The 24,883-nt window shown below is 58.5% G+C and carries 35 protein-coding genes; 25 read left to right on the top strand and 10 right to left on the bottom strand.

What is annotated here, in order from left to right; all coding sequences use genetic code 11:
- Positions 1-208 precede the first annotated feature (208 nt).
- The gene (locus tag GGD57_RS08225) at positions 209-490 is read right to left on the bottom strand and encodes a hypothetical protein (protein ID WP_184468581.1); all 282 of its coding nucleotides are present in this window, start codon (positions 488-490) and stop codon (positions 209-211) included.
- Between the two features lie 135 nt (positions 491-625).
- On the opposite strand from GGD57_RS08225, the gene GGD57_RS08220 reads away from it, so the two are divergent.
- Together GGD57_RS08220 and GGD57_RS08215 are read left to right on the top strand one after the other, a co-directional pair.
- Positions 626-886, top strand: coding sequence for a BON domain-containing protein (locus GGD57_RS08220; RefSeq protein WP_184468579.1), 261 nt, complete (start codon positions 626-628; stop codon positions 884-886).
- Positions 887-943: 57 nt separating this feature from the next.
- Positions 944-1,213: a hypothetical protein gene (locus GGD57_RS08215; protein ID WP_184468577.1), complete on the top strand. Its 270-nt coding sequence runs from the start codon at positions 944-946 to the stop codon at positions 1,211-1,213.
- Positions 1,214-1,495: 282 nt separating this feature from the next.
- Here GGD57_RS08215 and GGD57_RS08210 read toward each other — a convergent pair whose 3' ends face one another.
- Positions 1,496-1,738: a DUF982 domain-containing protein gene (locus GGD57_RS08210; protein WP_184468575.1), complete on the bottom strand. Its 243-nt coding sequence runs from the start codon at positions 1,736-1,738 to the stop codon at positions 1,496-1,498.
- Positions 1,739-1,991: 253 nt separating this feature from the next.
- On the opposite strand from GGD57_RS08210, the gene GGD57_RS08205 reads away from it, so the two are divergent.
- The 6 genes from GGD57_RS08205 (at position 1,992) to tnpC (ending at position 7,581) form a co-directional block, all read left to right on the top strand.
- Positions 1,992-2,408 carry a hypothetical protein gene (locus GGD57_RS08205; protein ID WP_184468573.1) on the top strand — a complete coding sequence of 139 codons (417 nt, stop codon included), beginning with the start codon at positions 1,992-1,994 and terminating at the stop codon, positions 2,406-2,408.
- Positions 2,409-2,497: 89 nt separating this feature from the next.
- A complete protein-coding gene (locus tag GGD57_RS08200; RefSeq protein ID WP_184468571.1) occupies positions 2,498-3,634 on the top strand; it encodes an acyltransferase family protein in 1,137 nt (378 codons plus the stop codon).
- Positions 3,635-3,768: 134 nt separating this feature from the next.
- Positions 3,769-4,881: an acyltransferase family protein gene (locus GGD57_RS08195; protein ID WP_184468569.1), complete on the top strand. Its 1,113-nt coding sequence runs from the start codon at positions 3,769-3,771 to the stop codon at positions 4,879-4,881.
- A 245-nt stretch (positions 4,882-5,126) separates the two neighbouring features.
- Positions 5,127-5,537: an IS66-like element accessory protein TnpA gene (tnpA, locus tag GGD57_RS08190; protein WP_184468567.1), complete on the top strand. Its 411-nt coding sequence runs from the start codon at positions 5,127-5,129 to the stop codon at positions 5,535-5,537.
- A complete protein-coding gene (tnpB, locus tag GGD57_RS08185) occupies positions 5,534-5,881 on the top strand; it encodes an IS66 family insertion sequence element accessory protein TnpB (protein WP_184468565.1) in 348 nt (115 codons plus the stop codon). The genes tnpA and tnpB overlap by 4 nt, the downstream gene beginning before the upstream one ends.
- 44 nt (positions 5,882-5,925) lie before the next feature.
- The gene (tnpC, locus tag GGD57_RS08180) at positions 5,926-7,581 is read left to right on the top strand and encodes an IS66 family transposase (protein ID WP_184468563.1); all 1,656 of its coding nucleotides are present in this window, start codon (positions 5,926-5,928) and stop codon (positions 7,579-7,581) included.
- A gap of 116 nt (positions 7,582-7,697) precedes the next feature.
- Here tnpC and GGD57_RS08175 read toward each other — a convergent pair whose 3' ends face one another.
- The 7 genes from GGD57_RS08175 to GGD57_RS08145 all read right to left on the bottom strand — a co-directional run bounded on the left by GGD57_RS08175 (position 7,698) and on the right by GGD57_RS08145 (position 13,158).
- Positions 7,698-8,477 (bottom strand): FkbM family methyltransferase, encoded by a 780-nt coding sequence (locus tag GGD57_RS08175; protein WP_184468560.1) that lies wholly within the window; start codon positions 8,475-8,477, stop codon positions 7,698-7,700.
- Positions 8,478-8,911: 434 nt separating this feature from the next.
- On the bottom strand, positions 8,912-9,277 hold the full coding sequence (locus tag GGD57_RS08170; RefSeq protein WP_184468558.1) for a hypothetical protein: 366 nt from the start codon (positions 9,275-9,277) through the stop codon (positions 8,912-8,914).
- Positions 9,274-10,428 carry a tyrosine-type recombinase/integrase gene (locus tag GGD57_RS08165; RefSeq protein WP_184468556.1) on the bottom strand — a complete coding sequence of 385 codons (1,155 nt, stop codon included), beginning with the start codon at positions 10,426-10,428 and terminating at the stop codon, positions 9,274-9,276. The genes GGD57_RS08170 and GGD57_RS08165 overlap by 4 nt, the downstream gene beginning before the upstream one ends.
- Before the next feature lie 187 nt (positions 10,429-10,615).
- Positions 10,616-10,873, bottom strand: coding sequence for a hypothetical protein (locus GGD57_RS08160; protein WP_184468554.1), 258 nt, complete (start codon positions 10,871-10,873; stop codon positions 10,616-10,618).
- A 100-nt stretch (positions 10,874-10,973) separates the two neighbouring features.
- Complete coding sequence (locus GGD57_RS08155; RefSeq protein WP_184468552.1) at positions 10,974-11,993, bottom strand: DUF7666 domain-containing protein; 1,020 nt, start codon at positions 11,991-11,993, stop codon at positions 10,974-10,976.
- Between the two features lie 129 nt (positions 11,994-12,122).
- Complete coding sequence (locus tag GGD57_RS08150; protein WP_184468550.1) at positions 12,123-12,323, bottom strand: hypothetical protein; 201 nt, start codon at positions 12,321-12,323, stop codon at positions 12,123-12,125.
- 94 nt (positions 12,324-12,417) lie between these two features.
- Positions 12,418-13,158: a LexA family transcriptional regulator gene (locus tag GGD57_RS08145; protein WP_184468548.1), complete on the bottom strand. Its 741-nt coding sequence runs from the start codon at positions 13,156-13,158 to the stop codon at positions 12,418-12,420.
- Positions 13,159-13,752: 594 nt separating this feature from the next.
- Here GGD57_RS08145 and GGD57_RS08140 point away from each other — a divergent pair.
- From GGD57_RS08140 to GGD57_RS08130, 3 genes are all read left to right on the top strand, one after another.
- The gene (locus GGD57_RS08140) at positions 13,753-14,352 is read left to right on the top strand and encodes a hypothetical protein (RefSeq protein ID WP_184468546.1); all 600 of its coding nucleotides are present in this window, start codon (positions 13,753-13,755) and stop codon (positions 14,350-14,352) included.
- A 402-nt stretch (positions 14,353-14,754) separates the two neighbouring features.
- Positions 14,755-15,687 (top strand): hypothetical protein, encoded by a 933-nt coding sequence (locus GGD57_RS08135; RefSeq protein ID WP_184468544.1) that lies wholly within the window; start codon positions 14,755-14,757, stop codon positions 15,685-15,687.
- A gap of 203 nt (positions 15,688-15,890) precedes the next feature.
- Entirely contained in the window at positions 15,891-16,178 is a 288-nt protein-coding gene (locus tag GGD57_RS08130; RefSeq protein ID WP_184468542.1) for a hypothetical protein, read from the top strand.
- A 185-nt stretch (positions 16,179-16,363) separates the two neighbouring features.
- On the opposite strand, the gene GGD57_RS08125 is transcribed toward GGD57_RS08130, so the two are convergent.
- Positions 16,364-17,101 (bottom strand): hypothetical protein, encoded by a 738-nt coding sequence (locus GGD57_RS08125; protein ID WP_246713585.1) that lies wholly within the window; start codon positions 17,099-17,101, stop codon positions 16,364-16,366.
- Between GGD57_RS08125 and GGD57_RS08120 the strand changes: the two genes are divergently transcribed.
- The 14 genes from GGD57_RS08120 (at position 17,100) to GGD57_RS08055 (ending at position 24,867) form a co-directional block, all read left to right on the top strand.
- Positions 17,100-17,450, top strand: coding sequence for a hypothetical protein (locus GGD57_RS08120; RefSeq protein WP_184468540.1), 351 nt, complete (start codon positions 17,100-17,102; stop codon positions 17,448-17,450). The two genes, GGD57_RS08125 and GGD57_RS08120, sit on opposite strands and share 2 nt — an antisense overlap.
- A complete protein-coding gene (locus GGD57_RS08115; RefSeq protein WP_184468538.1) occupies positions 17,447-17,758 on the top strand; it encodes a hypothetical protein in 312 nt (103 codons plus the stop codon). The genes GGD57_RS08120 and GGD57_RS08115 overlap by 4 nt, the downstream gene beginning before the upstream one ends.
- Entirely contained in the window at positions 17,758-18,900 is a 1,143-nt protein-coding gene (locus tag GGD57_RS08110) for a hypothetical protein (RefSeq protein WP_184468536.1), read from the top strand. Before GGD57_RS08115 ends, GGD57_RS08110 begins: the two co-directional genes overlap by 1 nt.
- A 64-nt stretch (positions 18,901-18,964) precedes the next feature.
- Positions 18,965-19,267 (top strand): hypothetical protein, encoded by a 303-nt coding sequence (locus tag GGD57_RS08105; RefSeq protein ID WP_184331758.1) that lies wholly within the window; start codon positions 18,965-18,967, stop codon positions 19,265-19,267.
- Positions 19,264-19,533, top strand: coding sequence for a hypothetical protein (locus GGD57_RS08100; RefSeq protein ID WP_184468534.1), 270 nt, complete (start codon positions 19,264-19,266; stop codon positions 19,531-19,533). The genes GGD57_RS08105 and GGD57_RS08100 overlap by 4 nt, the downstream gene beginning before the upstream one ends.
- A 94-nt stretch (positions 19,534-19,627) precedes the next feature.
- A complete protein-coding gene (locus GGD57_RS08095) occupies positions 19,628-20,431 on the top strand; it encodes an ATP-binding protein (protein ID WP_184468532.1) in 804 nt (267 codons plus the stop codon).
- A gap of 178 nt (positions 20,432-20,609) precedes the next feature.
- A complete protein-coding gene (locus tag GGD57_RS08090; protein WP_184468530.1) occupies positions 20,610-21,194 on the top strand; it encodes a DUF669 domain-containing protein in 585 nt (194 codons plus the stop codon).
- The gene (locus tag GGD57_RS08085) at positions 21,191-21,406 is read left to right on the top strand and encodes a hypothetical protein (protein ID WP_184468528.1); all 216 of its coding nucleotides are present in this window, start codon (positions 21,191-21,193) and stop codon (positions 21,404-21,406) included. Before GGD57_RS08090 ends, GGD57_RS08085 begins: the two co-directional genes overlap by 4 nt.
- A 56-nt stretch (positions 21,407-21,462) precedes the next feature.
- Positions 21,463-21,993 (top strand): 3'-5' exonuclease, encoded by a 531-nt coding sequence (locus GGD57_RS08080; protein WP_184468526.1) that lies wholly within the window; start codon positions 21,463-21,465, stop codon positions 21,991-21,993.
- A 73-nt stretch (positions 21,994-22,066) separates the two neighbouring features.
- The gene (dnaN, locus tag GGD57_RS08075) at positions 22,067-23,125 is read left to right on the top strand and encodes a DNA polymerase III subunit beta (RefSeq protein WP_184468525.1); all 1,059 of its coding nucleotides are present in this window, start codon (positions 22,067-22,069) and stop codon (positions 23,123-23,125) included.
- Positions 23,125-23,388: a hypothetical protein gene (locus tag GGD57_RS08070; RefSeq protein ID WP_184468523.1), complete on the top strand. Its 264-nt coding sequence runs from the start codon at positions 23,125-23,127 to the stop codon at positions 23,386-23,388. Before dnaN ends, GGD57_RS08070 begins: the two co-directional genes overlap by 1 nt.
- On the top strand, positions 23,385-23,543 hold the full coding sequence (locus GGD57_RS08065; protein ID WP_184468521.1) for a hypothetical protein: 159 nt from the start codon (positions 23,385-23,387) through the stop codon (positions 23,541-23,543). Before GGD57_RS08070 ends, GGD57_RS08065 begins: the two co-directional genes overlap by 4 nt.
- A gap of 65 nt (positions 23,544-23,608) precedes the next feature.
- Positions 23,609-23,932, top strand: a complete 324-nt coding sequence (locus tag GGD57_RS08060) for a hypothetical protein (RefSeq protein WP_184468519.1) — start codon at positions 23,609-23,611, stop codon at positions 23,930-23,932.
- 2 nt (positions 23,933-23,934) lie between these two features.
- On the top strand, positions 23,935-24,867 hold the full coding sequence (locus tag GGD57_RS08055; protein WP_184468517.1) for an oxidoreductase: 933 nt from the start codon (positions 23,935-23,937) through the stop codon (positions 24,865-24,867).
- The last annotated feature ends 16 nt before the right edge of the window (positions 24,868-24,883 follow it).

Genomic DNA, 24,883 nt, shown 5'->3' with positions numbered 1-24,883 from the left:
CATCGCCGCCGCGCATGCATCACTCCAAAACTCGACGAGCGAGTGAATCACGGCGAAAGCCTCCAGGCCAGCTTCTTTTTCAACAGCCTGCTAGAGCATGTCGCGCAAAAGTGTGCAGCGGTTTTGCGACAACGACATGCGTAAAACAAAGACCTAAAGCACGTCACATGATTCAAATTTGACGCGACGTGCTTTAGCGCTGCAAGCCTCAATCCGGGAAATCCGGGCCGACCACGCGCCGCACCAGTTTGAGGCTGCGATCCGGCTGGAGAATATAGGTTTCTTCCACCCGCTGGCCCGTCCCGTTGTAGAATTGGTGATGGACGGCGCTGCCGATCGGCGATTTGGTGAGCTTCGTCCGCGGCTGGCCGCCATAGGTGATGCTGCCGGGAATGGGGTCCAGCGCCGGGCTGTCGGCCGAAGAGCAGCCGGCGAGCAAAACCCCGGCAAACAATGCTGCGGAAAATCGAGCGGGCAGAAGCGCTTTCATCCTCGTCATCCCTCTTTCGACTGCACCAGATATGGAAATCGTGGCGTCTTTCGCCAAGGGCTGCCGGCTCAGCCCGCAACGAAATGCCTGGCCGCCGCGTTAACCCGGATCGACCAATCGCGGGAGAGGTTTAAGGTGCTTGGGTTTCCGGCATTCATGGAGCATGGTGATTCCGGCCGGGAAGGTCACGGCGATGCGGCGACCCGCGCCTCGGTCGAGAGCGCCCTGCATGCGGCCGGCGATCTCGACGCCGGGGAAATCATCGTCACTACGTCGGGGCCCTATGTCATTCTCGAGGGTTTCGTGCATCGGCGCAGCGATGTCGAGCGTGCCGTCGGGATTGCCGAGAGCATCGTCGGCCGAGCTTATGTGCGCAGTCGCCTGTTGCGGGCTTGAGGGAACCAACTGCCCTCCCGCGTGTTGAAACGCCGGATCGAAACGCTGGAGACCATCATGCGGTTGCTTCTTCGCCTCTCCACGACCTTGATATCGGCTTGCGCTGTCTTTGCCGGCTCCGCCTATGCATCGCTCGAAACCGGCGCGAATTATTCCGCGCTGCCGAAGGACCAGATCGCCCTCAACGAATATACCGGGACGGCGGGGACGGCCGCCTGCGAACCGGCCGAGCCCCATTACCTGCCGTCCTTCATCCGCGCGGGCGACGGCACGATCATCGGTGTCGGTTATATCGAGGTGGAGGATGAGGGTGGTGCCGCCTGCTGAGCCATCCGGCTTGCTCGAACGAGGCTCGCCTGCGTTGCCGCAGAGGTGACGAGCCTCTGACCATCATCATGATGGCTGGGCGTCTTCTATGAAGACAGTTGCACTGGGCGCAACGCCCGTTGCGCCAAAATACGGCACAGCTTCGATCCAGGGTTAAAGAAATTAAAGCAATGTCCCATTCCGGCGCGCTCCGTTTACCCGCCGGTACGCCGGAAATCCTGACCGAAAGGCCAGTTCGAAATCATGGAGCGTGTTTGCGTGTCCTGACGGACCCGCGGCGCGCTAATGCAAATGCAGCTTCGCCTCTTCGGCGGCGGCCAGAAATTCGGCTCTCGCCTCTTCCACGCTCTTGCGCCCGTCGAGTGCCGCCCGGCAGGTGCTGCGGGCCTTGATGTAACGCAGCCCGCGCGCATTCGGCCAGAAATCCGCCAGGCACTTCAACGCATCGAACGGCCCGTTGACCGTTCGCGCGTTAGCACCTTCGAAACCGACCGTCACCGGGCTGGTCCATTTTTCAGTTGCCATCGATGCTCCTCCACGATTGCCGATAGAAACAAAGGGTGCAGAGCCTCCGTATTCCTCCGGGGGAGACGCCGCCGTAACAGACATTCTAGCGTGATTTTCGCGGTCAACAATGGTGAATCGTTGGTTGCCGATGAGGCGAAATGTCAGCTTGCGCACGCACGTTCACCAAGAGGAATTTTTAGCGGTCGCAAATAAGTTGTATGGCGGCGGAGCCCTGCCAACGCTACCATGCTCGGAAAGCTGAGGGCTCGACGTGGGTTTAGATCGAAAATTGATCCAGGCTGCTTTTCTCTGTGGGGCGCTGGTTATGCCGGTTTTCGCTCACGGCGCAGGGCTCTCAACAGAAGATGCCCTAATGCGTATTTCCATAGACGCCATCCCAAGACTGCAGCGGGAATATTTGCAGGCGACCTTGAGCCGGTACGGTCAAAGCTCGGTAATCGATCTCGACGTCTATATCTTGGCGGAGAGGTTTGACCATTGGTATGTAGAAGGTGTGTTCGATGGAGTTCATTTAGGACCTCACGCACCAATTCTAGATGAAGAATTGGTGCTAACCGGAGAACTGTTCGAACTCTGGCAGTTTTCCCCGTTCATATCCTATTATCTCGAAGTAACTGAAATTCCCGATTGCGCCAATGGCAACGTCCTGCTTCCCGCTTGTCGCTAGCCTCGCTTAGGAGCGCGAAGAGATTGACCCTTCACCGTCGTGGACTGAGCTGATACCGTCCCACAATCTTCGGGCGAACAGAGGTCGTTATGAGCGTGATGGGCAGCGGCAGGCGGATTGAATGCCTTGACGGTCTGCGGGGTTTGGCAGCCCTGTGGGTTCTTATCGGGCACGCACATATCCTGACAGGGTTCCATGTGCCCATAATCGGAGATCCCGATCTCGGCGTTGACCTCTTCATCATGCTCTCGGGTTTCCTCATGGTCTTTCACTACCAGAGACGGAAGGCGGTAGAGCCATGGGAAAGTCCCGAGACGTGGGCATTCTTCTGGATACGTCGGTTTTTCCGTATTGCGTCACTCTACTACATCATGCTGGTGATCGCGCTCGTCCTTGGCTCTCGGATCTACGATGCGCGTATGGTGATCGACGCGTTCAACGGCGTTCAACCCCAGGCGGCCAACAGGTACCTTGACGATAGCCTCCGGAACTATCTGATGCACTTTTCCTTCCTATTTGGGCTGATGCCAAGCTACGCGTTCCGAACGGCGCTTCCTGATTGGAGTATTGGACTGGAGATGCAGTTTTATGCGGCACTCCCCTTCATTTTGATTGTGGTCGGTCGGCTCGGCTGGTTGAAGGGACTGCTCATCACCGTGTTATTGGCGAACGTGGCCGCTTTGGTCGTCCAGCATCGCTTCTACTTTCCTATGCCGTCTTTCCTTCCGCTGAAGATGCATGTCTTCGCGGCGGGAATGTTGTTGGCGGGCGCGCTCTGGATGCCGCATCGGCGGGCATATTTATCTTTCGGTCTGGCTCTCTTGCTTGTTTTGATTCCCGTCGGGGGGAATATGACGATCCTCCATGAGGGTGTGCGCGTTGCCCTCGTTGTGCTTTTCTTTACGCTTGTGCACGCAGACCGCTTTCCCGGTTCTGCAGCGACCGCGGCGCGCTGGGCCAACTCGTTTTTGGGGAACAAGTTCTTCGGCTATTTAGGAGAGCTGTCTTTTGGGGCGTATCTGATCCATCTGTTGATCATGCAACCAGTTGTAGCTTGGCTTATTGCCAACGCTCCGATGAGTAATTCGGGCCGCTGGTTGGTGACTTTGACTGTCACGATTCCGCTCGTCTATGCACTCTCATTTATTGGCTATAGGCTCATCGAGCTACCTGGGCAGGCCATCGGCAAAAAGCTGACACGAAAACCTCAAGCTGCTGCGGCCTAGAGTATAATTGACGCCTGGAAGGCACAGATCCTTTGAGCGCATGGCGCGTTTCGCGGAGCAGAATGACATCTTCGCTGGCAAAAACGGGCGATCGTGATACACGTCGCTTGTCGAAAACAATTGACGGATAACTGATGAAAGAAATCCGAGAATTAGATTCGCTCCGGGGTTTCATGGCGCTCTGGGTGTATATTAGTCATATTCTATTCATTAGCGGAAAGCACGACGGTCGTATCCTGGGGCTGATGGCTAACGGTCAGCATCCCGTGACCGTATTCATCATGCTCAGCGGTTTTGCAATTACGACATCCTTAATGAGAAGTCCCGTACCGTATTGGGACTACATGGGGAAGCGATTTTTCCGCATCTACCCGATCTACGCGATAGCTCTAGTTCTCGGCATATCTACATCACACCTTTATCCGGATTTGCTCAACAGCTTGAATTGGGCAAATCCCGGCGATATCTCCCGCATCGCTGCCCGCACGGAAGGCGAACAGACAAGTTTCGTTGCTCATCTGTTGGCGCACATCACGATGTTTCATGGTCTGGTACCTGATCGTCTGCTGTATGGTGCTGCACTCACATTCAATGGGGCCCTTTGGAGCCTCTCGCTTGAGTGGCAATTTTACCTGGTAGCGCCGTTTATCGTCGCCGCTTTCGCAAGGCCTGATCGAAACTGGGTCTGGGTCGGGTTAATTGCTGCCATCGCATTTATCGGCCCAAAGCTGTTCGTACATGAGTTCTCGCAAATTCCGTCGTTCTTGCCTCAACGTCTGTCGTTCTTCATAGTCGGTATTCTGACTGCATTGCATTTTGAAAATTTGACTAAAAACCCTGGCCTAGCGGTTGCCGGAGCGGCTGTTTTGTTTGTCTTGACATATGAGCCGATCCCTGTGGCAATCTGGTGCTTTTTCGTTCTTGCCGCGGCGTGGCCGAATAACCCGGTCCTTGGCTTTTTTGGCAGGATCTTTCGCCATCCTGTTTTTGTCGAACCGGGTAGGAGATCGTATGGCTTCTACGCAATTCATATGCCGATTTTGATTGCATGGGCTGTCTTCTTGCAGCAACAAGGTTTGGCAGAAAGCAAACTCATCTATGGCTTGGCGCTTTGCCTATGCTTGCCCGTCACATTGGCCGTCGCTTGGTTTTCGTTTGACTATTTTGAGTGGCCCATAAACAACTGGGCGAAGCGGTTTTTTAGGGCTAGACAGACTCGACACGCCACGCCATCTCCCGCGGAGTGACGTTGAAAGTCGCTTTCCCATGCTGTCGCCCACCAACCCGTAATGTGATGGGATGTACCGGCCGTGAACGCCGTCAGCTTGTCGTGATGCTCTTCCGCCTCATGACGCGACACTGGTAACGGCCACACCGATCCGTTTGATACTATCCATCTCACGCCGACAGAATAGTAAGCCCCCGGTGAAGGCCGTCTTGCGATGACGGGCTGCTGACTGGCAGTCCTAGTGGTAACACTAGGAGTAGTCATATGACGAAGCATCGCGTTGAGGTTATCACGTCCGTAGAGCGTCGTCGGCGCTGGTCACGCGAAGACAAAGAGCGCCTCGTCGCTGCCTGCTTCGAACCAGACGCGGTTATCTCTGAGATTGCTCGCGCGGCCGGTATCCATGTCAGCCAGCTGTTCCGTTGGCGTAAGGAGCTGTGCCGGATCGAGGAGCCGAAGGCCGGGATGGCAACCACGTTGGTGCCGGTGATCGTGTCCGAGACCGCGCCGGCAGTCTCTCCCCTTCAACCGGAACCGCTCACCACATCCCATCCTCGTCGGAAGCGCAGCGATGTAACGATTGAGCTGGGTCGGGGCCGTCGTGTCCGCGTGGATAGCGACATCGACACGGAAGCGCTTGGCCGCATTCTTGATTGTGTGCTGGGTCGTCGATGATCCCGGTTCCGAGTGGCGTGAAGGTCTGGTTGGCGACGGGCCATACCGACATGCGAAAGGGCTTCCCAGGTCTGTCGCTCATGGTGCAGGAGGCGCTGAAGCGCGACCCGATGTGCGGGCACCTGTTCGTATTCCGCGGCCGCAGTGGTGGCCTGATCAAGGTGATCTGGCATGACGGCCAGGGAGCTTGCCTGTTCACGAAGAAGCTGGAGCGCGGACGCTTCATCTGGCCATCGGCAGCCGATGGCACGGTGGTGATCACACCTGCGCAGCTCGGCTATCTGCTGGAGGGTATCGACTGGCGGATGCCGCAAAGGACCTGGCGACCGACGTCGGCCGGATAAGCAAAACACTGGAATGACAGGGTCGAATATGATTCCATCCTGTCATGAGCAATGCGACCGAAGAGCTTCCGGAGGACCTTTCCAGTGCACTTGCACTGCTGGCTCAGGAACGCGCTCGGCGTATTGCCGCCGAGGCTGAAGCAGCGACTGCCAAGGCAGAAGCCGCCAGCGCAAACGCACTCGTATCGCATTCCGAAGCGCTGATCGCGCGACTGAAGCTGGAGATCGACAAGGTTCGCCGCGAACTCTACGGCAGCCGGTCCGAGCGTAAGGCGCGGCTCCTCGAGCAGATGGAACTGCAGCTCGAGGAGTTCGAAGCAGACGCCGGTGAAGATGAATTGGCCGCGGAAATCGCAGCCAAAGCCTCAGCCGTCAAAGCCTTCGAGCGCAAGCGCCCATCACGCAAACCGTTTCCTGAACATCTGCCACGCGAGCGCGTCCTCATCACCGCTCCCACGAAGTGTGCCTGCTGTGGATCGACCAAACTGTCGAAGCTCGGTGAGGACATCACCGAGACCCTGGAGGTCGTTCCGCGCCATTGGAAGGTTATCCAGACGGTGCGGGAGAAGTTCACTTGCCGCGAGTGCGAGAAGATTACGCAGCCACCAGCACCTTTCCATGTGACGCCCCGCGGTTTTGCAGGGCCGAACCTGCTGGCAATGATCCTGTTCGAGAAGTTCGCCCAGCACCAGCCGCTCAACCGCCAAAGCGAACGCTATGCCCGCGAGGGTATAGACCTCAGCTTGTCGACACTGGCCGATCAGGTCGGAGCATGCGCCGCGGCGTTGAAGCCACTTCACTCTCTGATCGAAGCGCATGTCCTTGCCGCCGAACGTCTGCATGGCGACGACACGACCGTGCCAATCCTGGCGAAGGGAAAGACCGATACGGGTCGCATCTGGACCTATGTCCGGGACGATCGACCGTTCGGAGGCCTCTCACCGCCGGCCGGCCTCTACTATGCCTCGCGAGATCGACGGCAGGAGCATCCGGAACGCCACCTGAAGACCTTCACCGGCATTCTGCAGGCGGATGCCTATGGTGGCTACAATCCGTTGTTCAAGGTAGACCGCGATCCCGGTCCCCTGACGCAGGCACTTTGCTGGGCTCACTCGCGGCGCAAATTCTTCGTGCTCGCTGACATTGCCGCGAACGCCAAGCGTGGAAAGAACGCCGCGCCGATCTCGCCGATGGCGCTGGAAGCCGTAAAACGGATCGACGCTCTGTTCAATATCGAGCGGGATATAAACGGTCTTCCCGCTGATCAACGCTTGGAGCGTCGACGTAAAGACAGCCTGCCGTTCGTCGACGATCTGCAGGCCTGGCTTCAAACCGAGCGGGCAAAACTGTCGCGCAGTTCTCCTGTCGCAGAGGCGATCGATTACATGCTCAAGCGATGGGATGGCTTCACGTCATTCCTAGACGACGGCCGGATTTGCCTGACGAACAACGCCGCCGAGCGAGCCCTGCGAGGCTTCGCACTTGGCAGGAAGTCCTGGCTCTTCGCTGGATCAGACCGCGGTGCAGATCGTGCCGCCTTCATGGCCACATTGATCATGACGGCGAAGCTCAACGATATCGATCCGCAGGCATGGCTTGCCGACGTTCTGGCCCGCATCGCCGAAACGCCAGTTACGAGGCTGGAGCAACTACTTCCGTGGAATTGGACACCGCCGACCATCAACGCTCAAGCGGCCTGACCTGCGGCCTTCACCGTATGCTTACACAGAATATGCCAAGCAAGCCCAGTTGATGCTGGCCGATGCGTCGGTGTAATCTTGGCTTGGTGTTCGCTTCTTTCCTTCTAATGCTCCCACTACCGGGTGGCATGGATGTCGAACCAAACGTTGAGCGATCCGGCTTTGTCGGATATTTTTTTAAGTTTCCCCCATGTTGCAATGGCTTGTGCCAGGGACTGCCATCGGCCAGGGGTTCCGTCTGCAAAGGGCCCTGACGATCCAGGCGGGAATACCCATCCTTCGTCCTCGCGCTTGCCAAATCGCGACGAGTAGAACCGATCCAAGCGCCGCTTCACTCTTGCTGGTCGCGATAGCGAAACTAACCAGGGGAGCGCTGGAGTGAAATTAAGTTGATTCAATATCTTGAAACGACGATATCCCAATGCCTCAAGTTGCGCCAAATCGCGACTTCCGTTCCGGTGGGACATTTCGATCGAAACAAACGCAGGCGCGTCGTTCGGAGATATTCCATCAAGACAAAATCGATCGTTCCCTTCGATATCGATCTTGCAATAGTAGGGCACGCCGTGCTCAGCCAAAATGTGAATAAACGGTCGCGTTGAGACGTGCACCTCATGGTGCCGGGAACCATCGCGGGAAGCGATGTCTCGGTTGAATGACGACCATTCCGATACATCGTCGCAAACCCAGAATGGCATGGTACCATCTTGGTCGGCCACACCAAGGTTTAGCAAAGTGTATCGTCCAGCAGCAATTTCGGATGAAAATCGCTGCTGAAGCGTTTGCGCTAAACCTGGATGAGCTTCAATGCCGACAACGCGAAAGCCCTTTCCCAGGTAATAGCTGGAGTCCGACCCGTCGTTTACACCAACGTCATAGATCAAATCTGCCTGCATTGAAGTCTCCCAACTCCTGCGCGCAGCATTCAATCACAACGAGTGGCTACGGGCTAGCCCTGCCTAGAGAGCTTGAACGATCTCGTGGCTTCGTCGGTTTGTCGATCGAATGCGCGTTCAATTCGTTTTGCTGTCACCGGGTTTGGCTGTCCTTTGCAAATATTCACAGCATTCCAGCGGAGCGAGTTCAATCTGTTGAGGTTTTTGCTCTGTCTGCATTTTCAAACCGACTTATACAGTCGGTGAGGGCATGTGCCCCACAAGAAAACTGGTGCTGCCGAGTGGGATTGAACCACCGACCTCACCCTTACCAAGGGAATTGTTTAAGGTCTATTTCTCCTTGGATAGTATGGCGAAGCGGTGCCTGAAGAATTCGCGTGTACAAGTTTTGTACAAATGAGGTGAGTTGGCAAAAAGAAACCCGCCGGAGCGGGTTATTCGTCCTGAAGCTTTCCGCCTTCCAGGTGCGGGCACCTATCTCGCCATTCTGTTTTGTTCTTTAGCGGAGGACGAACTGGAATTTCCAATATATCTTCTGATAGCTGTGTCGGTTCCCCATATCGCCCTTCCGCTAGTCTCGACGCTGCGCTGCGAATTAATTTTCCGTGACGCTCTAGCCTGTCGGCATCAAGTTCTTGCTCAAGGACTTTGCGGCGATCAGCAGTAGGCCAAAGACCCCATCCCTTCCTTCCGAGCGCAACCAATATTCTGCCGGCTTCGCTAGCGCCAAGCTCCTCAATGAGTATCTCGCGGCCGGTGACATTTTCTTGGTTGTTTTCCCAATGTCTATCGCTTCTCACGCTTCCCTCCTCTTCTCCAAATCCGTCCTCTTGCCCATTCCCTCGGCGAACCTGCCAGACCACTCAAGGGCGTTATCAACCCACGGTAAGGATTTCCAAAGATCGGGAACTGGCAGCTTGTTGATTGCCTCGATCAGGGGCGCCTGTGGCACGTTGGTATAGTGCCTGCTCATATCGTCCGCTGCGTGGCCGAGTATTTGATCCTTTATGTGCGGGTGCACGCCAGCGACGACGAGGCCAGTCGAGCACGAGTGGCGACCAGTGTATGGCGCGATGTCCCGAATGCCTGACCTACGGCGAGCGCCGTTGATTGCGGTCTTCAGTCCGCCGCCCCCGCCTTCTTCATCTAGCTTTACGATTGCCTCATATGGCTCGCCCTTCGGCGTCCGGAAGAGGCGCGCGTCATCCGCCAGTGAGTTTCGCTTCAGGAGCGATTCCAAAATCGGCGCAAGGAACTCGTGAATTGGGATGCCGCGCGGCTCGCCGGTCTTTGTCTTCGTAAGCGTGATCCATCGGCCAGCGATGTTTACTTCGTTGGCCTCCAAGGCAAATATCTCGATTGGTCGCATGCCGGTGTAGAATAGCGCCGTCATGAGAGTGGCCGGTCCTGGCGACATCGCCGCAATGAACCTAGCGGCGTGCTCATATTCAACGGGGAATGTACCGGCGCGGCGCTTTGCCAGCCGCACGACGTTCGTGCCCTTCGGCTTCTTCGGTCGCGACCAGAGGCGCATATCAGCCCAGCCGTTCTTTACCGCATGGTTCCAGACGGCAATGAACGGCGTATAGCATTGGCGGTTGCGCGTCTCAGGGAGAGCGGTCGGGTAGAGGGTGCGGCCGGCCGCGTCGAGGTCGTCCTGCTGGATGTCTTTGAGTGGACTGTTGTAGAAATGCTTGAGCAGCCCGCCTTCAAGCGTGCCGATGTATCGCATCTCCCCGCCAGCTTTCAGATACGATTCCGCGGCCTGCGCGAACGTGCGCGTTGCTTTCGGCCCGAACACGTGATCGCTGACTAGGCCCGCTTCGCGTTTGATCCTGATCGCTTCCGCGACTTCTTTGTCGTGAGCTCGCGTAGACTCTCGGATAGCCTGTCCATGGACGGTGCCGGTGATCCACCAGACTTTACCACGCTTGTAGAGTTTGAGGGGCATCGAAGTACATCCTTTATAGCTTCAATGTCGTTGTCGGTCAGTAGTATGTCACGGCCTCGCACCATGCAAAGGCCGTGCTGCTTCGCTATCTTGGCGACGCCTCTCGTTGTGAGGCGGAGGTGGTCGGCTGCCTCGGAGAGCGTATAAACGCTCCCCGCCGGCTTGTTGTCGTTCGCTGGCTGGCGTGTCACGCCGCAGCCCTCGCATCATCCTGCATCCCTGCCACGGCACGCAGCATATTGGCTATCCGCCCGTTGCGGCCGGCGTGCTTGGCATCATGCCAGCGCGCGATCTGCATCAGCCGCCAGCTTGGTACCGTGCCCGTGGTCAGATCGTCGACGACTTCCGTGCCGGTCCCGGTGTACGGCATGAACTCGTAATTGCTGGGCCGCGTCGGCTGCGGGCGGTTGTTGTTGGCTGGCTTCTGTCTTCTTTTGGTCGTCATGGTTGTCTCCTTCTCGTGGTGGTGAATGGTTAGGGCGCGGCACGGAAACGAAAGTTGCAGCCACCGTCACCGACCGCGCCCATTGCCCGTCGGGCAATTCTTAATCTTCGACGGCTTCGAACTCTCCGGCCTTCGTCAGGCGGTATTTCTTGCCGGCCTCGATGCCGTTCTCGCCGACCATCGACGACCGAACCGCAATCAACTTCGGCGGCCAGACGCTTTCATCGTGATATGCGAGGCTGATCGCGCTTCCAGCCACTGCCGTCGCCATCCCACCAACTCCTGGCGCGTGCGCGACAGCGCACGTGCCTTTAACTTCGGCATGGCCGCCGTCACCCGCCGCCGAGGCATGGCCGCGGTAACCCGCCGCCGAGGCATGGCCGCCGTCACCCGCCGCCGAGGCATGGCCGCCGTCACCCGCCGCCGAGGCATGGCCGCCGTTGCCCGCCGCCGAGGCATGGCCGCCGTCACCCGCCGCCGAGGCATGGCCGCGGTAACCCGCCGCCGAGGCATGGCCGCCGTCACCCGCCGCCGAGGCATGGCCGCCGTCACCCGCCGCCGAGGCATGGCCGCCGTTGCCCGCCGCCGAGGCATGGCCGCCGTCACCCGCCGCCGAGGCATGGCCGCGGTAACCCGCCGCCGAGGCATGGCCGCGGTAACCCGCCGCCGAGGCATGGCCGCGGTAACCCGCCGCCGAGGCATGGCCGTAGTTGCCCGTTGTGTGCTGACCGTTGCCTTGTTTCTTGGCCATGTCGGCGACCCACCGAACGGCTCTTCTCGTCAGCTCGCCAAGCGACAACTCAACATTGATCGTGATCTTGGCCGAGGCCAGCTTGCTGTCGTCGTCATCGCTGCCCTTGTCGATCGCGCCATCGGCGATGACTTCAGCAAATCGGCTCGTGTTCGGCGGATAATAATTCAGCACGTCGAGCGGCATCTCGCAGGAGTGAAAGCCGCCACCGGCGCAACGAACGACGCTGCCGGCGTGCTCATAAGTCTTGCCGAGCTGGTATTGATAGTCGCGGCACTTCCAGTCCTTGCCGAAGCCCTTGAAGGTTGTGAGTGCGGTTGATGCCTCTGCCGAATCGACGGCAGCATTCTTGGTGGCGCGCTTGGCCATTGTTCAGTCTCCTCTGATGTGGTGTGGGTTAGTGGTGCTGCACGACGTACGGCAGCCAGATGGAGACGGCCGCTACGAATGATCCGGCCGAGACGGCGCCGATCAAGTCTTTGATGAAGTCTTTCAGGGTCATTCGTCACCGCCGATCTCGGCGAGCGCACGGCCAGGCTTCTGATGGCGCAACGCAAAACGGCCGCGGCAATCTACATTGCGCGGCTTCGGGTGGCGTTTGGCTTTGTGGTCAGGCTTGCGAAATGGCTCGGCGCTGCCAGCTGCAATAGCCACCGGCGCATAGTCCTCATCATGCTGAAGAATTCTTCTGTCCAACATTGTTGTCTCCTCAGTGGTGCCAGCCAAGGTGCGGCTGTGAGGAGATTTATAGGACTATAGGCTATAGAATGTCAATACCGATTCCTATAACCGATCAATATTTTCCGGACATAACTATTGGATGCACCGATACCACCATCGACCGCGGGAATTTGAGTTGTGATTCGGGATTAAATTGATGCAGCACCAGATGATCGCTGGCCCACCCTATAAATTCTTTGACAAATCCCCTCGGCGGCATGTCTTCTTCTCGTGCGCGTATCTGCACGATTACGTCGTCGCCGCGCCGTGCTGGTAGGCCCGGATGGACATATGCCAGCTCTCCAGATCGGAATCGGGGGTACATCGACTCGCCGTCTATCCAAACTGCATAGGCATTTAACACGTTGGCCAGTGAGGGCGGGCAGGCGACATAATCCAGCACCTGGCCGTTGAACGTATACTCTCCGTCGCTACCGCCTACAGCCTCGCCCAACACGGGCAACATCCTTCCGTATCGGCTGGCTGCGGGGATTTTGACGCCTGGGTCTATCGTAGCGTTCGGTTCATATGGATCTCGACGAGTGAGTTCGTCGATCGGCAAGCGCGTCACTGATCGGGGAAGTCGCGTTGGCTTGCCGCCATCGCGCCCAGCTTCAATCATCAGATCGCGCATCTTTTCGTGCGGCGTCTGCAGCGCGTCTGCTATCTCACGCCACTTGCGGGGAGACGCTGTCAGGCCGTTAAACAAATCACTTATACTCGGCTGCGACATGCCGACTGTTTCTGCGAGGGTGGTTTGCGAAATATTTAGCTCGGCCGCTCGGGCCGTAAGATAATCAGACAACTTGCTCATAAATTTATCCCTTATTTTTTCAATCAGTTATCAGAAAATAGCTATAGCTTCAACAAATTTCTGTTGACCTATAAACCGATAACCTATACCAATAAACCGGCAAACAAACAGGGCGCCGCAGACAGGGTCAGCAAAGGAGGAACTCGATGCTGGCATTGATCGAAGGCAGAAGATTGTAGGCGAGTTAAAAAGCAAAGTACAACCGGAGGCAGGGCAAAGCGCCAACGGACAAAACATTATTCTCGACAACCCCATTTGGAGAATGACGACAATGCGGCCACTTAAGAAAGACCACGACAGAAGAAGAGTAGCGGCGAAAGGCCGCGATCCGCCGAGAAGAAGATGAGGCTGGGACATGAAGCCCCAGCTCCTCAGATGTGACGGCAAAACGCTGTGACATGTGGGGAGCCACATGTGCCGCGAAAACCAAACATCAATCGCGACCCACAACCCATTGAGAGCGGCAGCCATCGAGATTTTGCAAACCATCGCTGCTGCGCCGCCGTTCTCAACACCAATAGCCTGCCGCCACCCTTCACCCGAAATCCGCCTATGAAGCGCGGCAGGCTTACCACACCACCACGAGGAGACGACATGAACGCGACAGCAAGACGAGTGACTGGAGCCAGAAGCGAAAGCATCCGCTCTGCCGGACAACGCATCTATGATGATGCTGGCCGGAATTCAGAGGCCGCTATTGAGGCGTTGATCCTGGAGATCCGCAAGCGGCCAGCTCTTCATGAAGACGCCTTCCGCATCGCCGCGACCACTATTGTTGCTGGCTTTCATCACCAAGACAACGCCAAAGTGAAGCGCGGCGATGATATCGGCACGGTTCATGTGCCCACGGCTGAAGTCGCAAACGATGCGCCGGTCGTATTCACTCCGCAGAGCGCGGCATCTGTTAAGGCCAGCAACGCAGCGTTCAAGCGCTTCGCCGTTACGCTCACCGGCCTCTACCTCTTCAAAATCAAAGACGGCAACGGCGGCGAGTTCCTGCTCGGACAGGCCACTCCGGACCAGCTGCGCGCCGCCGAGGCGCATTATCGCGCGCAGGGCTCGACGATGGTTCGGACTGCCCGCTGGCTTGAGAAGATCATCGCCTGTTCTCGCGACAATATGCCAATTCATCAGTCGCTTAATCTGAAAGAGATCGAGCGCATGAAGGACGACGCCTTCAATTCCGAGGTGTAACCTCGGTGGGCGGCGTGTCACCCGAGACTGTCACTCGCGCGCCGCCCAATCCTTTGCAGATCGGCCTTTGCGGGCACGGTAACCAATGTCGCGTCGCCGGTCTGCTACCTTTTTGCTTGTCGGTGCCAATTTAGCGGCGGATATCCAGAAATGGAGCGCGCCGACAAGCAACACTAACTGCGGCGGCCAAGCGATACCGCCGCATACGAATGAGCCTGAGCGCTTGGACCGATTACCTAGTTTCCCAGTTGATGGGTCGGTCGCAAATGGGGCTGCCACGAAACAGGCGGTTTGGCGGGTTCGCTCCGCCACTCTTACCAAATACTGCCTGTCCAGCCACTGAATGAAACCCATAGGACGGATGCCAGGCAGCCACCACACCGCAACCCAGAGGAGACAACAATGAATATGACCCTTTCGCCAGCGGCACTTTGCGCGGCAATCCAAATTCCTGACGCGGCCACGAGTCACACGTCTCCCATATCTATCTCGCTGCGCCGGGAACCATTCACAACTAACGTCCGTCACCACGATGCTATCGAGCAGGTGCTTTACTTCTACCGCCTGCGGCAAGACATGATACGGGCGAGAACGAAGCTCATCCTGCAGGGACAGGCCAGTCTGCGCCGTCTCTTCGACGGCGACAAAGAACAGGCCGCATCTGCGTGGTCTGATGCAATGAAGGATGAAGCGCATCAACTGCGAGGCATGCTTTCGCCCTACATCGCGGCACTCGAAGTGCTCGACAAGCAGCAGTCAGAATACGAGAAGCATCTCGTCAAGTCAGTCAAAACGCTACCGATCTACGCATGGGCCAAGGGCATCAAGGGCTTCGGTGATCTGTCGCTAGCCTGCATCATCGGCGAGGCCAGCGGCTACGGCAAGGAAACTGGCGAGTTCTATTCGGTCGGCGACTTCAAGTCGGTATCGGCGCTTTGGAAGCGCATGGGGCTTGCCGTCCTAAACGGTCATCGGCAGGGCGCGCCAGGCAAAGGTGCCACGGCGGAAGACTGGATCGTCGAGGGCTACAGCAAGACGCGCCGATCGGTCATGTGGAACGTCGGCAACAGCCTGATCTTGTCCATGGGCAAGTTCCGCCCGGTCTTCGGCGAGGAGATCCGCTCCAATCCTGAATACACGGAATTGCAGTGCGTGTTCGCCGAGCGCGCCCGTTATGAGGCCGAACGCTTGCCGCATAAGTGCGGCACGGCCATCAAGGAAAGTAAGACTGGCAAAGACAGCTACACGCTGCACGCCGCGAACCGCGCGAAGCGCTATACCGAGAAGCGGCTGTTGCGGATGCTTTATGCAGAATGGCGAGCCTGCATGGGCTAAGCCATGGCGGGGCGGCCAGCGTCGTCACGTGGCCCAAATGACGATCGCCGCCCCGCCAACCTTTTGCTGACTGGCCAAAGCCAGAGCGCAAACCATATCTAAAGCGCCTGTCAGTAAACCACTTCTCGCTGCCACCCGAGATACGCAAACCAGTTCCTACTTGCGGCGAGCCAGAACCAACCACCATAGAAGAGGAGACCAGCATGGAAAAATTTAGTTTCGCAGAAATCAAGGGCATGACTGCAGATGGTCCGGGGTTGGCGTCTCCGTACAAGCGAGCCAATAGCTCTGGTGAAATTGATGCGGCGCTAAGGCGTCTTATGGTTTTTGCCGCGCAGACACCCGGGTATCCGATTGAACTACTGTCAGCTCATTTTTCTGCAGCAGCAACAGCTAGAAAGCTCCTCCTTGAAATTGAGAGGGGGCATGGATCTGCGGAGGCACATCCCGAGCGAGCTATTTATTGGGAGCACAGATTTCGGCACTCATAAACCAAATTCCACCAAGCCGACCCGAAGGCCAGCACCACCTGATTATCGGCTTGGGGAATGGGCGCGTACTATCTCGGGGAGGAGACTAGCTGACGCTCGTCAGAACCCGGATTTCCTTGTCGCCACCACAGCGACGTGTTGTGTCTACCAAACACTTCACAAATTTGTCAAGCATAAAATGCGCACTATGACGCCAACCGCTCGGAAAGGACGATGACATGCACCGCCTCAACATCTCGCACTGTCATCGTCTCCCGGCCGGCAGCGGCATAGCGCTCGATCTCTGCGGACGTGCCGGACACGCCAACAAGCCGGCCGATCCATGCGGCTCCGCCCTTGGTGTGGGCCAGCACTTCGTTGCCTGGCGCAGGCCAGATTGCCGGATCCAGCCACGCCTTGGTGCCGACCGGCAGCGCCGGCTCCATGATCTTTGTATCGATCAAGATGGCATAGCGTCCATCGGGGATGCGCTTGCGGCCTTTGTTGAACGCGTCGAAGACATACTTCCCGTCTTTGCGATCCGTCACCCGGCCATAGACCCGGGCAGCGTTGAATGCTGCCACGTTTGGCAGTTTCGTCGATGCGGCGCTTTCCTGCGCTTCCTCGACCATCTCTCGCACGGCGTTCTCATCTGTTTCCAGGAAGTTGGCGATCGATGCGAACATATGCTGCCGCGGCAGGCTTCCAAGCTTCCACCGGCTGAACGTCTGCTGCAGCCAGCCATGGTTTTCCGCCACCTCGCGATCTGTCTGGCCGCGCTTGATCTGCTCGGCCGCAAGCATCTGCGCGAAGCGCGATCTGGAGGGGGTGCCGCGTGAAGACATAATGGCCGCCATACTTTGACAAATTTGTAAATCGATATCATTATGACAATCCATTGGCAAGTTCACCGCCTGCCAATCACACCACAGAGGAGACGACATGACGATGATTACCAGCGCAATGCTGGCCGATATGCATGCGCGCAGACTCAACGGCGAAACCGTTGCCGCCATAGCAGCCAGATACAGCATCAAGCCGATGACATGCTACCAGCGCCTGCGGCGCGAGCACGGGCTCGGCCATTACACGAAAACCCCGATCGCCGCGGCGAACGACAATAATCCGCGCGCCACCACCAAGATGGTGCCGTCCAACGGTGGCTGCTCGACGACGAGCGGCGCCATGCCTGTGTCGCTGCAGCGCATTCCGACGCTGGACACCGCCGAAGTCGCGCCGTCCGAGCGCGAGCTTCTTATTGCCGGCCTGGCGGATATGCAGGTGGCGGCATGAGCATGGAAGAAAACCACTGCGACTGCATAGCATTTGATGAAGGTGACTGGGTCGAATCAAAACTCAATACGGACGTGTTCGGCATTGTCGTCGGTGGATCTGACTTCGGCCGCCACTACCACGTCCAGATCGCCGGCAGCCTGGAAATCCGCATGATGTTCGCCGTGACGCTGCGGCACATGGCCGTGCAAGGCGACGAGCCGCCGGTTGGCGGGAAGCAAAAGCCGCCGGCCGAAGCCGACAATGTCATCGACTTCACCAAGGAGCGCAAGCTCCGCAAAACCACCACAACGGAAGGAGCAGCGTAATGGGCAAGTTTAAGGTTGGCGATCGCGTGCGGTTCGTCGAGAAGTATTCAACGGCTGAGGTCGGCGACGAAGGCGTTGTCGAGAGCTTCTGGAGCGAAGGCGTCAACGTAAAGGTTGGCGAAACGAGCTACGGCTGCTTCGATCGGCGCGTCGAGCTTGTGCCTGCATGGCAGCCGAAGGTCGGCGATCGGGTGCGCTTTGTCCGCGATAGCACGGCAGGCGGCGCACGCTTCGGCGCTAAGGGCGAAAAGGCTACAGTTATTTCGAACCCGCGCAAATCCGCTAATGGCAGATACGCCCTTGATGTCACGCTGGATAACAATCGCCTCGGCTTCTCGCCGGGCGCATACATTGATGAACTCGAACCGCTGCCAGCTGTCGCGGCAGCGCAACCGGCAGACCTCACCATCGAAGCCGGCAAGTTCTACAAGACGCGCGACGGCCGCAAGGTCGGGCCGGCTTTCGTGCGGGGCGATATTGCGACGTTCGGCGAACTGGGCAACTGGCAAAGCGCCGTTTGGGCAGATAGCGGTCGACAGTCATCAAGATCGAATACTACGTCGGAACTGCCCAATGACATAATCTCCGAATGGATCGACGAGCCCGTCGTGTCGGCCAGCAACGACAACGCGGCGCCGGCCAAGCCGAAGTTCAAGGCGGGGGACCGGGTATTCGCAAAATTTGCCGCGATTAGCGGCAATGGAACGGTCGTCAGGGTAGACGATCTCGACGACAGAATGCCCTATCTTGTCGATATCGATGGGCGCGGCAGCTTTTGGTGCTACGACGGTGACGTTGACATAGCTCGCGCACCAACCCCCACCGCCATCGTCGCCCTCATCGAAGACGGCCAGCCGAAGCCAGCCGCTCGCCCGTTCGTGCACACCACCGAATCGGCCGCCAAGGCTGAAGCCGATCGGCTTGCCGGCATAGCCAAGGGCCAGCAGTTCGGCGTCTACATCCTGACCACCACCAGCCAGGAAGCGGTGCCGACCTACAAGCACGAATGGCAGCGGCTCGCCGCCAAGGGCGAGAAGATCGCGGCCATCAAGGAACTGCGGGCCGTAACGGGCATGCAGTTGAAGCCGGCCAAGGATGTCGTCGAGCACTTCGTCGAGTATCCGTACGGCGCCGCCGCCTAAACACCACCAACGCCACCACCACAGCAAGCCGTGCGGCGACCAACCGCACGGCAAGAGGAGACCTATGTCCAACATCTTCGAAAAACTCACGGCCGACTATCATGCCAACGACTTCAAGCTTGGTATGCCGTCAATCGATGAAGGCCACCGAGTCCGCCGGCTTACAGTGATGGAGCGCATCACCGGCGGCAAGGGCTTTCGATCCCTGCCGAAAGAGCCTGGCCGCAACGCCGAGGGACTTTCGCGCGGCGATCGCAAGAGACTTGCCCGGGAGCGCGGCAACGCGGCCGTCAGCGAAACGCGCCCGTATCAGCACATGCATAGCGCCGCTCGCCGTCGCGTCCTCGCTCTCGAGATCGCAGCATGACCCGATCGCCATGGATAGACCCGCCGCTCACCGGCACTCCGCTTGACTATGTGCCGATCGATGCGCCAGTGCAGAAGTCCACGCCGACGTTTTTCAAGGCGCCGGTTCTTCGTCGGGCCGCCATCGCGGCTGCAGCCTTCGGCGGCGCAGTTGCTGCGCTCTTCTTCATACCAGTCGCCACCATTGCGATTGTCGTGATGCTTGGTTCGGTATGGGGCGCTGATAAGGCCATTAAGCGGTTTCAGCAATATGACGACCAACCCTGACGCCGGCATGTGGCCGCCTGACCCGTTCAGCTGGTGGCCGGTCATTCTGGCCTGCCTGCTCATCATCGCAATCTGCTATTTCTAGGAGACGTGCATGTCAGTTTTCGACAAACTGAGATCGAGTAAACGAAAGACGCCGCCCGTTATCGCGATCTATGGAATAGGCGGCATCGGCAAGACAACGCTCGCCGGCGAGTTTCCTGACCCGATTTATCTCCACACGGTAGGCGAGGAGACCCCTGTCGATCTCGACGTCCCCGCTATCGAGATCGAGAACTACAACGAAATGATGGATGCATTCGAACATCTGCTGACGCAGGAGCACGAATTCAAGACCGTCATTATCGACAGCCTCGACGCTTTCGAAAAGATGGTCTGGGATTTCACGTGCGGCCGCATGGGCTGGGATACCATCGACAGCAACGATAAGGGTTCCCCGACTGCCTTCGGTAAAGGCTACCTTGAGGCAGACAACGACTGGCTCGAATACATGTCGGCGACGCGGGCGCTCTCGCGCGCCGGCATCCACGTCGTCCAGATCCTGCACAGCAAGGTGAAGCAGTTCAACGATCCTCTCGTCGACTCGTACGATCGCTATCGGCCAAAGCTGCAGGACCGCGCGACCGACATCATCATGGAAAAGAGCGATGCTCTTCTGTTCATGAGCAAGCGCACATCGGTCAAGCAGGTCGATAAAGGCTTCGGCAAGAAGGAGAGCAAAGCAGAAGGCATGTCTGGCGCAGAGCGCGTCATTTATGCGGACGAGCGCGCCGGCTTCTTGGCCAAGAACAGGCTGAACATGCCGCCGAGCATCCCGTTCAAGAAGGGCAAAGGCTTCACCGAACTATCGAAATACTTCTACACGCCGCATGCGCCGGTTGAAGAAGAGGCGGCCTGATGTTCCACCAAGAGCAATGGTTTGCGTGGCTCCCGGTCAAAGTACGGACGCGCAGCGGCCAGCGATGGGCTTGGCTCGAAAACGTGATGCGCGAATGCGCGCACACCGCATACGGTAGCGGCGCCTGGCGCTACTACGCACTCACCAAGTAACCACCACACCACGAAGGAGACTATGAATGGCAAAGATCGGCGTAAGAGTCGAAGCCACCGAAGAGAACACGCAACAGCGCGATTTCTCCAACCTGCCGAACGGCGATTATGCGCTGGAAATCAGCGCTTCCGAGATCAAGGAAAAGAACGAGAACACGCGCGACCACGCCATCAACCTGAGCGTCACGATCGACGTCCTGGCGCCGGAGGAGCTGAAGGGCCGCAAAATCTTCTCCAACTACAATCTGCAGCATCCGAACGCGCAGGTGCAGGAGATCGGCCAGAAGCAGTTCGCATGCCTGCTTCGTGCGCTCGGCATGAGCGAGGCGCCGGACGATTCCGACGAGCTGCACTTCGTCGCCTTCAACGCCAAGATCGGCATGGGCAAGGATAGCAAGGAGAAGAACGCCGACGGCTCGCCGAAATACGCGGCTCGCAACGAAATCAAGAAATATTACTATCCGGACGAAGGCAACATTCCGGAGCCATCCGTCGAGGCTGCACCGCCGGCTCGCGCCCAGGCACCAGCAAACGACAACCGCCAGCCTGCCGGTCGCCCGGCGCCATCGCCAGCTGCGGGCGGCACGCGCCGGCCGTGGGGCTCAAAATGACTCTGAACGAATTCAAGGCATGGCTGGAAGGATTCGAAACGGCAATGGGTGGCAACCCGCCCTCTGCCGAACAATGGGCAGCCATCAAGGCCAAATTGGCCAAAGTCGAGGTGATCAGGCCGACCGCTAATCGGGATGTCCTGCCTCGCGGATGGAATGACGGGATTCGGATGGAAATCGAAAATCCACCTATCGTCGCCCGCTATCGCTAACATTCTGGCGGGTCGTCACCAGCGGTCCGCCGCACACCACCACAAGAGGAGATTTGATGCGCGACCTTATGATCGACATCGAAACGCTCGGCACTGAGCCGGGCAGCGTAGTTCTTAGCATCGGCGCAGTGACATTTGATGCAGAAACGGAAGAGTTCGGCGAAGAATTCTATGCGGCCATCGATCCGCAGTCGGCGGTTGATGTTGGACTGACAATTGATGTGTCCACCCTGAAGTGGTGGATGGATCAATCCGAGGATGCGCGTAAAGCGGCATTCTCTGGCGACCGTCTGATCGGATGGGCGATCGGCGCATTCGGCGATTACGTCCGCCGCGTCGATGCCTCTCGCGTTTGGGCCAAGCCGCCATCCTTCGACTTGGTGCTGCTCGAGTCGGCGTTCCGTGCGTGCCGCATCCCGATCCCATGGCATTACAAGACGCCGCGCGACTGCCGAACACTTTTCGAGCTGACCAACGCGACGCAGCCGGACATCGGCACGGCGCACAATGCGCTGGACGATGCCAAGTCACAAGCGCTCGGCGTAATCGACGCCTACCGCATCCTGGCTACCCGGCAGGGCGCCTAACCACCACCAGCCGCACGGCAACCAACCGTGCGGCACACCACAAGCGGGCCAGCCCGCAATAGAGGAGACCACCATGCGCTTAACTATCCAGCGCACCGAACTCGCGCGCGTCGTCGGCGCCGTTGGCAAGGTCGTAGAAAGCCGCAATACCATCCCGATCCTGTCGAACCTGCTGCTTTCCGCAGCCGACGGGCTACTGCACGTCACCGGCACGGATCTCGACATCCAGGCAACCGCGTCGGCGCCGGCCGAAATCCATGAAGCCGGCAGCATCACGGTCAGCGCCAAGATGCTCGGAGACATCGCCCGCAAGGCCGGCAACGACTTGGTCGAGCTTTCGCTCGTCGACGGCAAGCTCGAGATGAAGAGCGGCCGGTCGAAGTTCGGCCTGAACATCCTGCCGGCGTCCGATTATCCAAGCCTGTCGGTCGGTGCCTATGACGCTGAATTCGAGGTTGATCTTGCCGCGCTCTTCGCGCCGGTGGCTTTCGCCATCTCCAGCGAAGAGGTGCGCTATTACCTGAATGGCATCTTCCTGCACTCGACAGAAGCAGGTGCGGTCGCTGTTGCTACGGACGGCCACCGCCTGGCGCGCAACTCGACCGGCAGCCTTGGCACCTTCGCAGGCATCATCGTGCCGCGCAAGACTGTCTCGCTGACGCCCAAAGGCAAGGTCACGGTTTCGGTCTCTGAGACCAAGATCAAGATCGTGTCGCCTGAGCTGTCGCTCGTCAGCAAGCTGATCGACGGCACGTTCCCCGACTACCAGCGCGTCATTCCGACGAACAACGAGAATGTCGTTTCTGTCGATCGTGACGCTATCCTCAAGGCATCTGATCGTGTCTCGACGATCTCCTCCGAGCGCGGCCGCGCCGTGCGCCTCACCATCGCGCCTGGCTCGATCAAGCTCGCGGTGCGCAATCCGGACCACGGCGACGCCGAAGACGAAGTCGCGGCCGAATACAGCGGCCAACCGATCGAGATCGGTTTCAATGCGGCATACCTGCGCGACATTCTCTCGGTGCTGCCGTCGGGCGAGGTGACGCTGAAACTGAACGACGCTGGCTCGCCGGCTATCGTGACCGGGGCGGCCGAGGGATGGGATGGGGTACTTATGCCCATGCGCGTCTAATGGCTATCGACGGAAGGGAAGGCGGGCCATGGCGGCCCGCTAACGGCACTGATGGCCAGGATTTCGAACATCATTGGTGCCGCCACTGCCTGAACCGGATCGGCAACAACATCGATGGGTGCTGCCCGATCATCGAAGATGCCGCGTGGTGCGAGCAGCCGCGCGAACTGATCATCCGCAACGGCATGCCGTGGTGCAAGGCGTTTCGCGAGGATCCGGCACGGCCGGCGCGGTGCTTTTTCACGAAGGAGATGGACGTATGAAGACGGCGTTGGCGCGCGTGCGCGAACTGCGTGAAGCCGGCCACGGCATTGAGGAAGCTAAGCGCATAGTTCGTCGTCAAGACCTGACAGACGAAATTGCGCGGGCCGAGACCATCGACGATATCAAAGCCATCCTTTTTCAGTTGGTGCGCTAATGGCACCCATCCCAAAGCCGAGACAGCCTGCACCTATCCCGGCCAAGCCCGCAAAGGCGAAGAACATGCAGATGACGCCCGCATATCTCGCCATCCGCACGGCGAGAGCTAACGCGCTCGGGTATGGAAAGCCGCGATGGGTAGAATTCTGCGAAGTCGCGCTCCGGCGCGGCCTCGACGTCTATCTCTATGAGGCGAAACGCACCTTCTCCAAATACATCACCCTTCGCATGGGCGGCCTAGCGTTCAAGGTCCGCTTCTCGGATCACAAGCCCATCCCGGCGCGCGAGGCGCGAAACGATTGCGATTTCTTCGTTGGCGTCACCAACACCAACGTTACCACCACCGGCGACGCTGTGCGCGCCGCCATGAAGCATTTCGGAGTTTGACCTTGGCACCACTTCCCAAACCAGAATCCAGCACTGTCCGCGCCATCTACGCAGCCTACGAAGCTGCGGCAGAATCCTGGGACAGCCTCGGCATCTCGGTCGGCGAGGCCAACACCGAGTGTGACCGCGCACTGTGGTTTGCCTTCCGCTGGTGCACTCCACTGGAAAAGCACCACGGCCGGCAGCTGCGCCTGTTCCAGACCGGCAACATCGAAGAAGACCGCCTAGTCGAGGATCTGGAACGCATCGGCGTGGACGTCTACGGCCAGCAGGACCGAATTCGCCTCGTCGGCTCGCACGTCCGCGGCAAGTGCGATGGCAAGGCCATGGGCATTCCCGAGGCGCCGAAGACAGAGCACCTGCTCGAGTTCAAGTCGAGCAACGCCAAAGGCATGAAGGAGATCGTCAAGAAGGGCTGCAAGGAAGCGAAGCCCTTGCATTACGGCCAGGTTCAGCTGGGAATGCATGCCTTTGGGATATCTCGGGCGCTATACCTCGTCAGCTGCAAGGATGACGACACGCTCTATGCCGAGCGCATCGAATATGATGCGGAGTTCTGCCTACGCCTTCTGGCGCGGCTCGAGCGCATCATCAATACGCCTGAGCCGCCATCGCGGATATCTGAGGATCCGGAATTCTTCGGCTGCATGTTCTGCAAGCACAAGCCGATTTGCAAGGCTGGCGCGTGGCCGCGCGTTAACTGCCGTTCGTGCATTCATAGCACTCCAGAGATGGGCGGCGACGGTCACTGGTCTTGCAGCCGGTGGGCAAAGCCGATCTCGTTCGATGAACAGAAAGAGGGCTGCCCGACACATCTGCACATACCGACACTCGTTCCCGGCGAGCAGATCGACGTCGACGAAGACGCCGAAACGATCACGTACCGCATGCCTGACGGCAAGATTTGGGTCGACGGCGCCACCAACGCCGCCTGACCGCTACCACAAGAGG

The organism is Rhizobium esperanzae (genome assembly GCF_014197615.1).
Lineage (GTDB): Bacteria > Pseudomonadota > Alphaproteobacteria > Rhizobiales > Rhizobiaceae > Rhizobium > Rhizobium esperanzae_A.
The sequence above is the reverse complement of the archived record's forward strand: the minus strand, read 5'-3'. Positions and strand labels throughout refer to the sequence as shown.

Coding starts and splice junctions, on each gene's coding strand:
- GGD57_RS08060 (WP_184468519.1), top strand. CDS start 23,609: ATGCAGATGACGCCCGCATATCTCGCCATCCGCACGGCGAGAGCTAAC.
- GGD57_RS08085 (WP_184468528.1), top strand. CDS start 21,191: ATGACTCTGAACGAATTCAAGGCATGGCTGGAAGGATTCGAAACGGCA.
- tnpC (WP_184468563.1), top strand. CDS start 5,926: ATGAGCAATGCGACCGAAGAGCTTCCGGAGGACCTTTCCAGTGCACTT.
- GGD57_RS08215 (WP_184468577.1), top strand. CDS start 944: ATGCGGTTGCTTCTTCGCCTCTCCACGACCTTGATATCGGCTTGCGCT.
- GGD57_RS08120 (WP_184468540.1), top strand. CDS start 17,100: ATGACGATGATTACCAGCGCAATGCTGGCCGATATGCATGCGCGCAGA.
- GGD57_RS08140 (WP_184468546.1), top strand. CDS start 13,753: ATGAACGCGACAGCAAGACGAGTGACTGGAGCCAGAAGCGAAAGCATC.
- GGD57_RS08115 (WP_184468538.1), top strand. CDS start 17,447: ATGAGCATGGAAGAAAACCACTGCGACTGCATAGCATTTGATGAAGGT.
- GGD57_RS08165 (WP_184468556.1), bottom strand. CDS start 10,428: ATGCCCCTCAAACTCTACAAGCGTGGTAAAGTCTGGTGGATCACCGGC.
- GGD57_RS08225 (WP_184468581.1), bottom strand. CDS start 490: ATGAAAGCGCTTCTGCCCGCTCGATTTTCCGCAGCATTGTTTGCCGGG.
- GGD57_RS08150 (WP_184468550.1), bottom strand. CDS start 12,323: ATGTTGGACAGAAGAATTCTTCAGCATGATGAGGACTATGCGCCGGTG.
- GGD57_RS08195 (WP_184468569.1), top strand. CDS start 3,769: ATGAAAGAAATCCGAGAATTAGATTCGCTCCGGGGTTTCATGGCGCTC.
- GGD57_RS08080 (WP_184468526.1), top strand. CDS start 21,463: ATGCGCGACCTTATGATCGACATCGAAACGCTCGGCACTGAGCCGGGC.
- GGD57_RS08090 (WP_184468530.1), top strand. CDS start 20,610: ATGGCAAAGATCGGCGTAAGAGTCGAAGCCACCGAAGAGAACACGCAA.
- GGD57_RS08130 (WP_184468542.1), top strand. CDS start 15,891: ATGGAAAAATTTAGTTTCGCAGAAATCAAGGGCATGACTGCAGATGGT.
- GGD57_RS08110 (WP_184468536.1), top strand. CDS start 17,758: ATGGGCAAGTTTAAGGTTGGCGATCGCGTGCGGTTCGTCGAGAAGTAT.
- GGD57_RS08210 (WP_184468575.1), bottom strand. CDS start 1,738: ATGGCAACTGAAAAATGGACCAGCCCGGTGACGGTCGGTTTCGAAGGT.
- GGD57_RS08175 (WP_184468560.1), bottom strand. CDS start 8,477: ATGCAGGCAGATTTGATCTATGACGTTGGTGTAAACGACGGGTCGGAC.
- GGD57_RS08200 (WP_184468571.1), top strand. CDS start 2,498: ATGAGCGTGATGGGCAGCGGCAGGCGGATTGAATGCCTTGACGGTCTG.
- GGD57_RS08065 (WP_184468521.1), top strand. CDS start 23,385: ATGAAGACGGCGTTGGCGCGCGTGCGCGAACTGCGTGAAGCCGGCCAC.
- GGD57_RS08125 (WP_246713585.1), bottom strand. CDS start 17,101: ATGTCGTCTCCTCTGTGGTGTGATTGGCAGGCGGTGAACTTGCCAATG.
- GGD57_RS08145 (WP_184468548.1), bottom strand. CDS start 13,158: ATGAGCAAGTTGTCTGATTATCTTACGGCCCGAGCGGCCGAGCTAAAT.
- GGD57_RS08095 (WP_184468532.1), top strand. CDS start 19,628: ATGTCAGTTTTCGACAAACTGAGATCGAGTAAACGAAAGACGCCGCCC.
- GGD57_RS08155 (WP_184468552.1), bottom strand. CDS start 11,993: ATGGCCAAGCGCGCCACCAAGAATGCTGCCGTCGATTCGGCAGAGGCA.
- GGD57_RS08100 (WP_184468534.1), top strand. CDS start 19,264: ATGACCCGATCGCCATGGATAGACCCGCCGCTCACCGGCACTCCGCTT.
- tnpA (WP_184468567.1), top strand. CDS start 5,127: ATGACGAAGCATCGCGTTGAGGTTATCACGTCCGTAGAGCGTCGTCGG.
- GGD57_RS08135 (WP_184468544.1), top strand. CDS start 14,755: ATGAATATGACCCTTTCGCCAGCGGCACTTTGCGCGGCAATCCAAATT.
- GGD57_RS08070 (WP_184468523.1), top strand. CDS start 23,125: ATGGCTATCGACGGAAGGGAAGGCGGGCCATGGCGGCCCGCTAACGGC.
- GGD57_RS08160 (WP_184468554.1), bottom strand. CDS start 10,873: ATGACGACCAAAAGAAGACAGAAGCCAGCCAACAACAACCGCCCGCAG.
- tnpB (WP_184468565.1), top strand. CDS start 5,534: ATGATCCCGGTTCCGAGTGGCGTGAAGGTCTGGTTGGCGACGGGCCAT.
- GGD57_RS08105 (WP_184331758.1), top strand. CDS start 18,965: ATGTCCAACATCTTCGAAAAACTCACGGCCGACTATCATGCCAACGAC.
- dnaN (WP_184468525.1), top strand. CDS start 22,067: ATGCGCTTAACTATCCAGCGCACCGAACTCGCGCGCGTCGTCGGCGCC.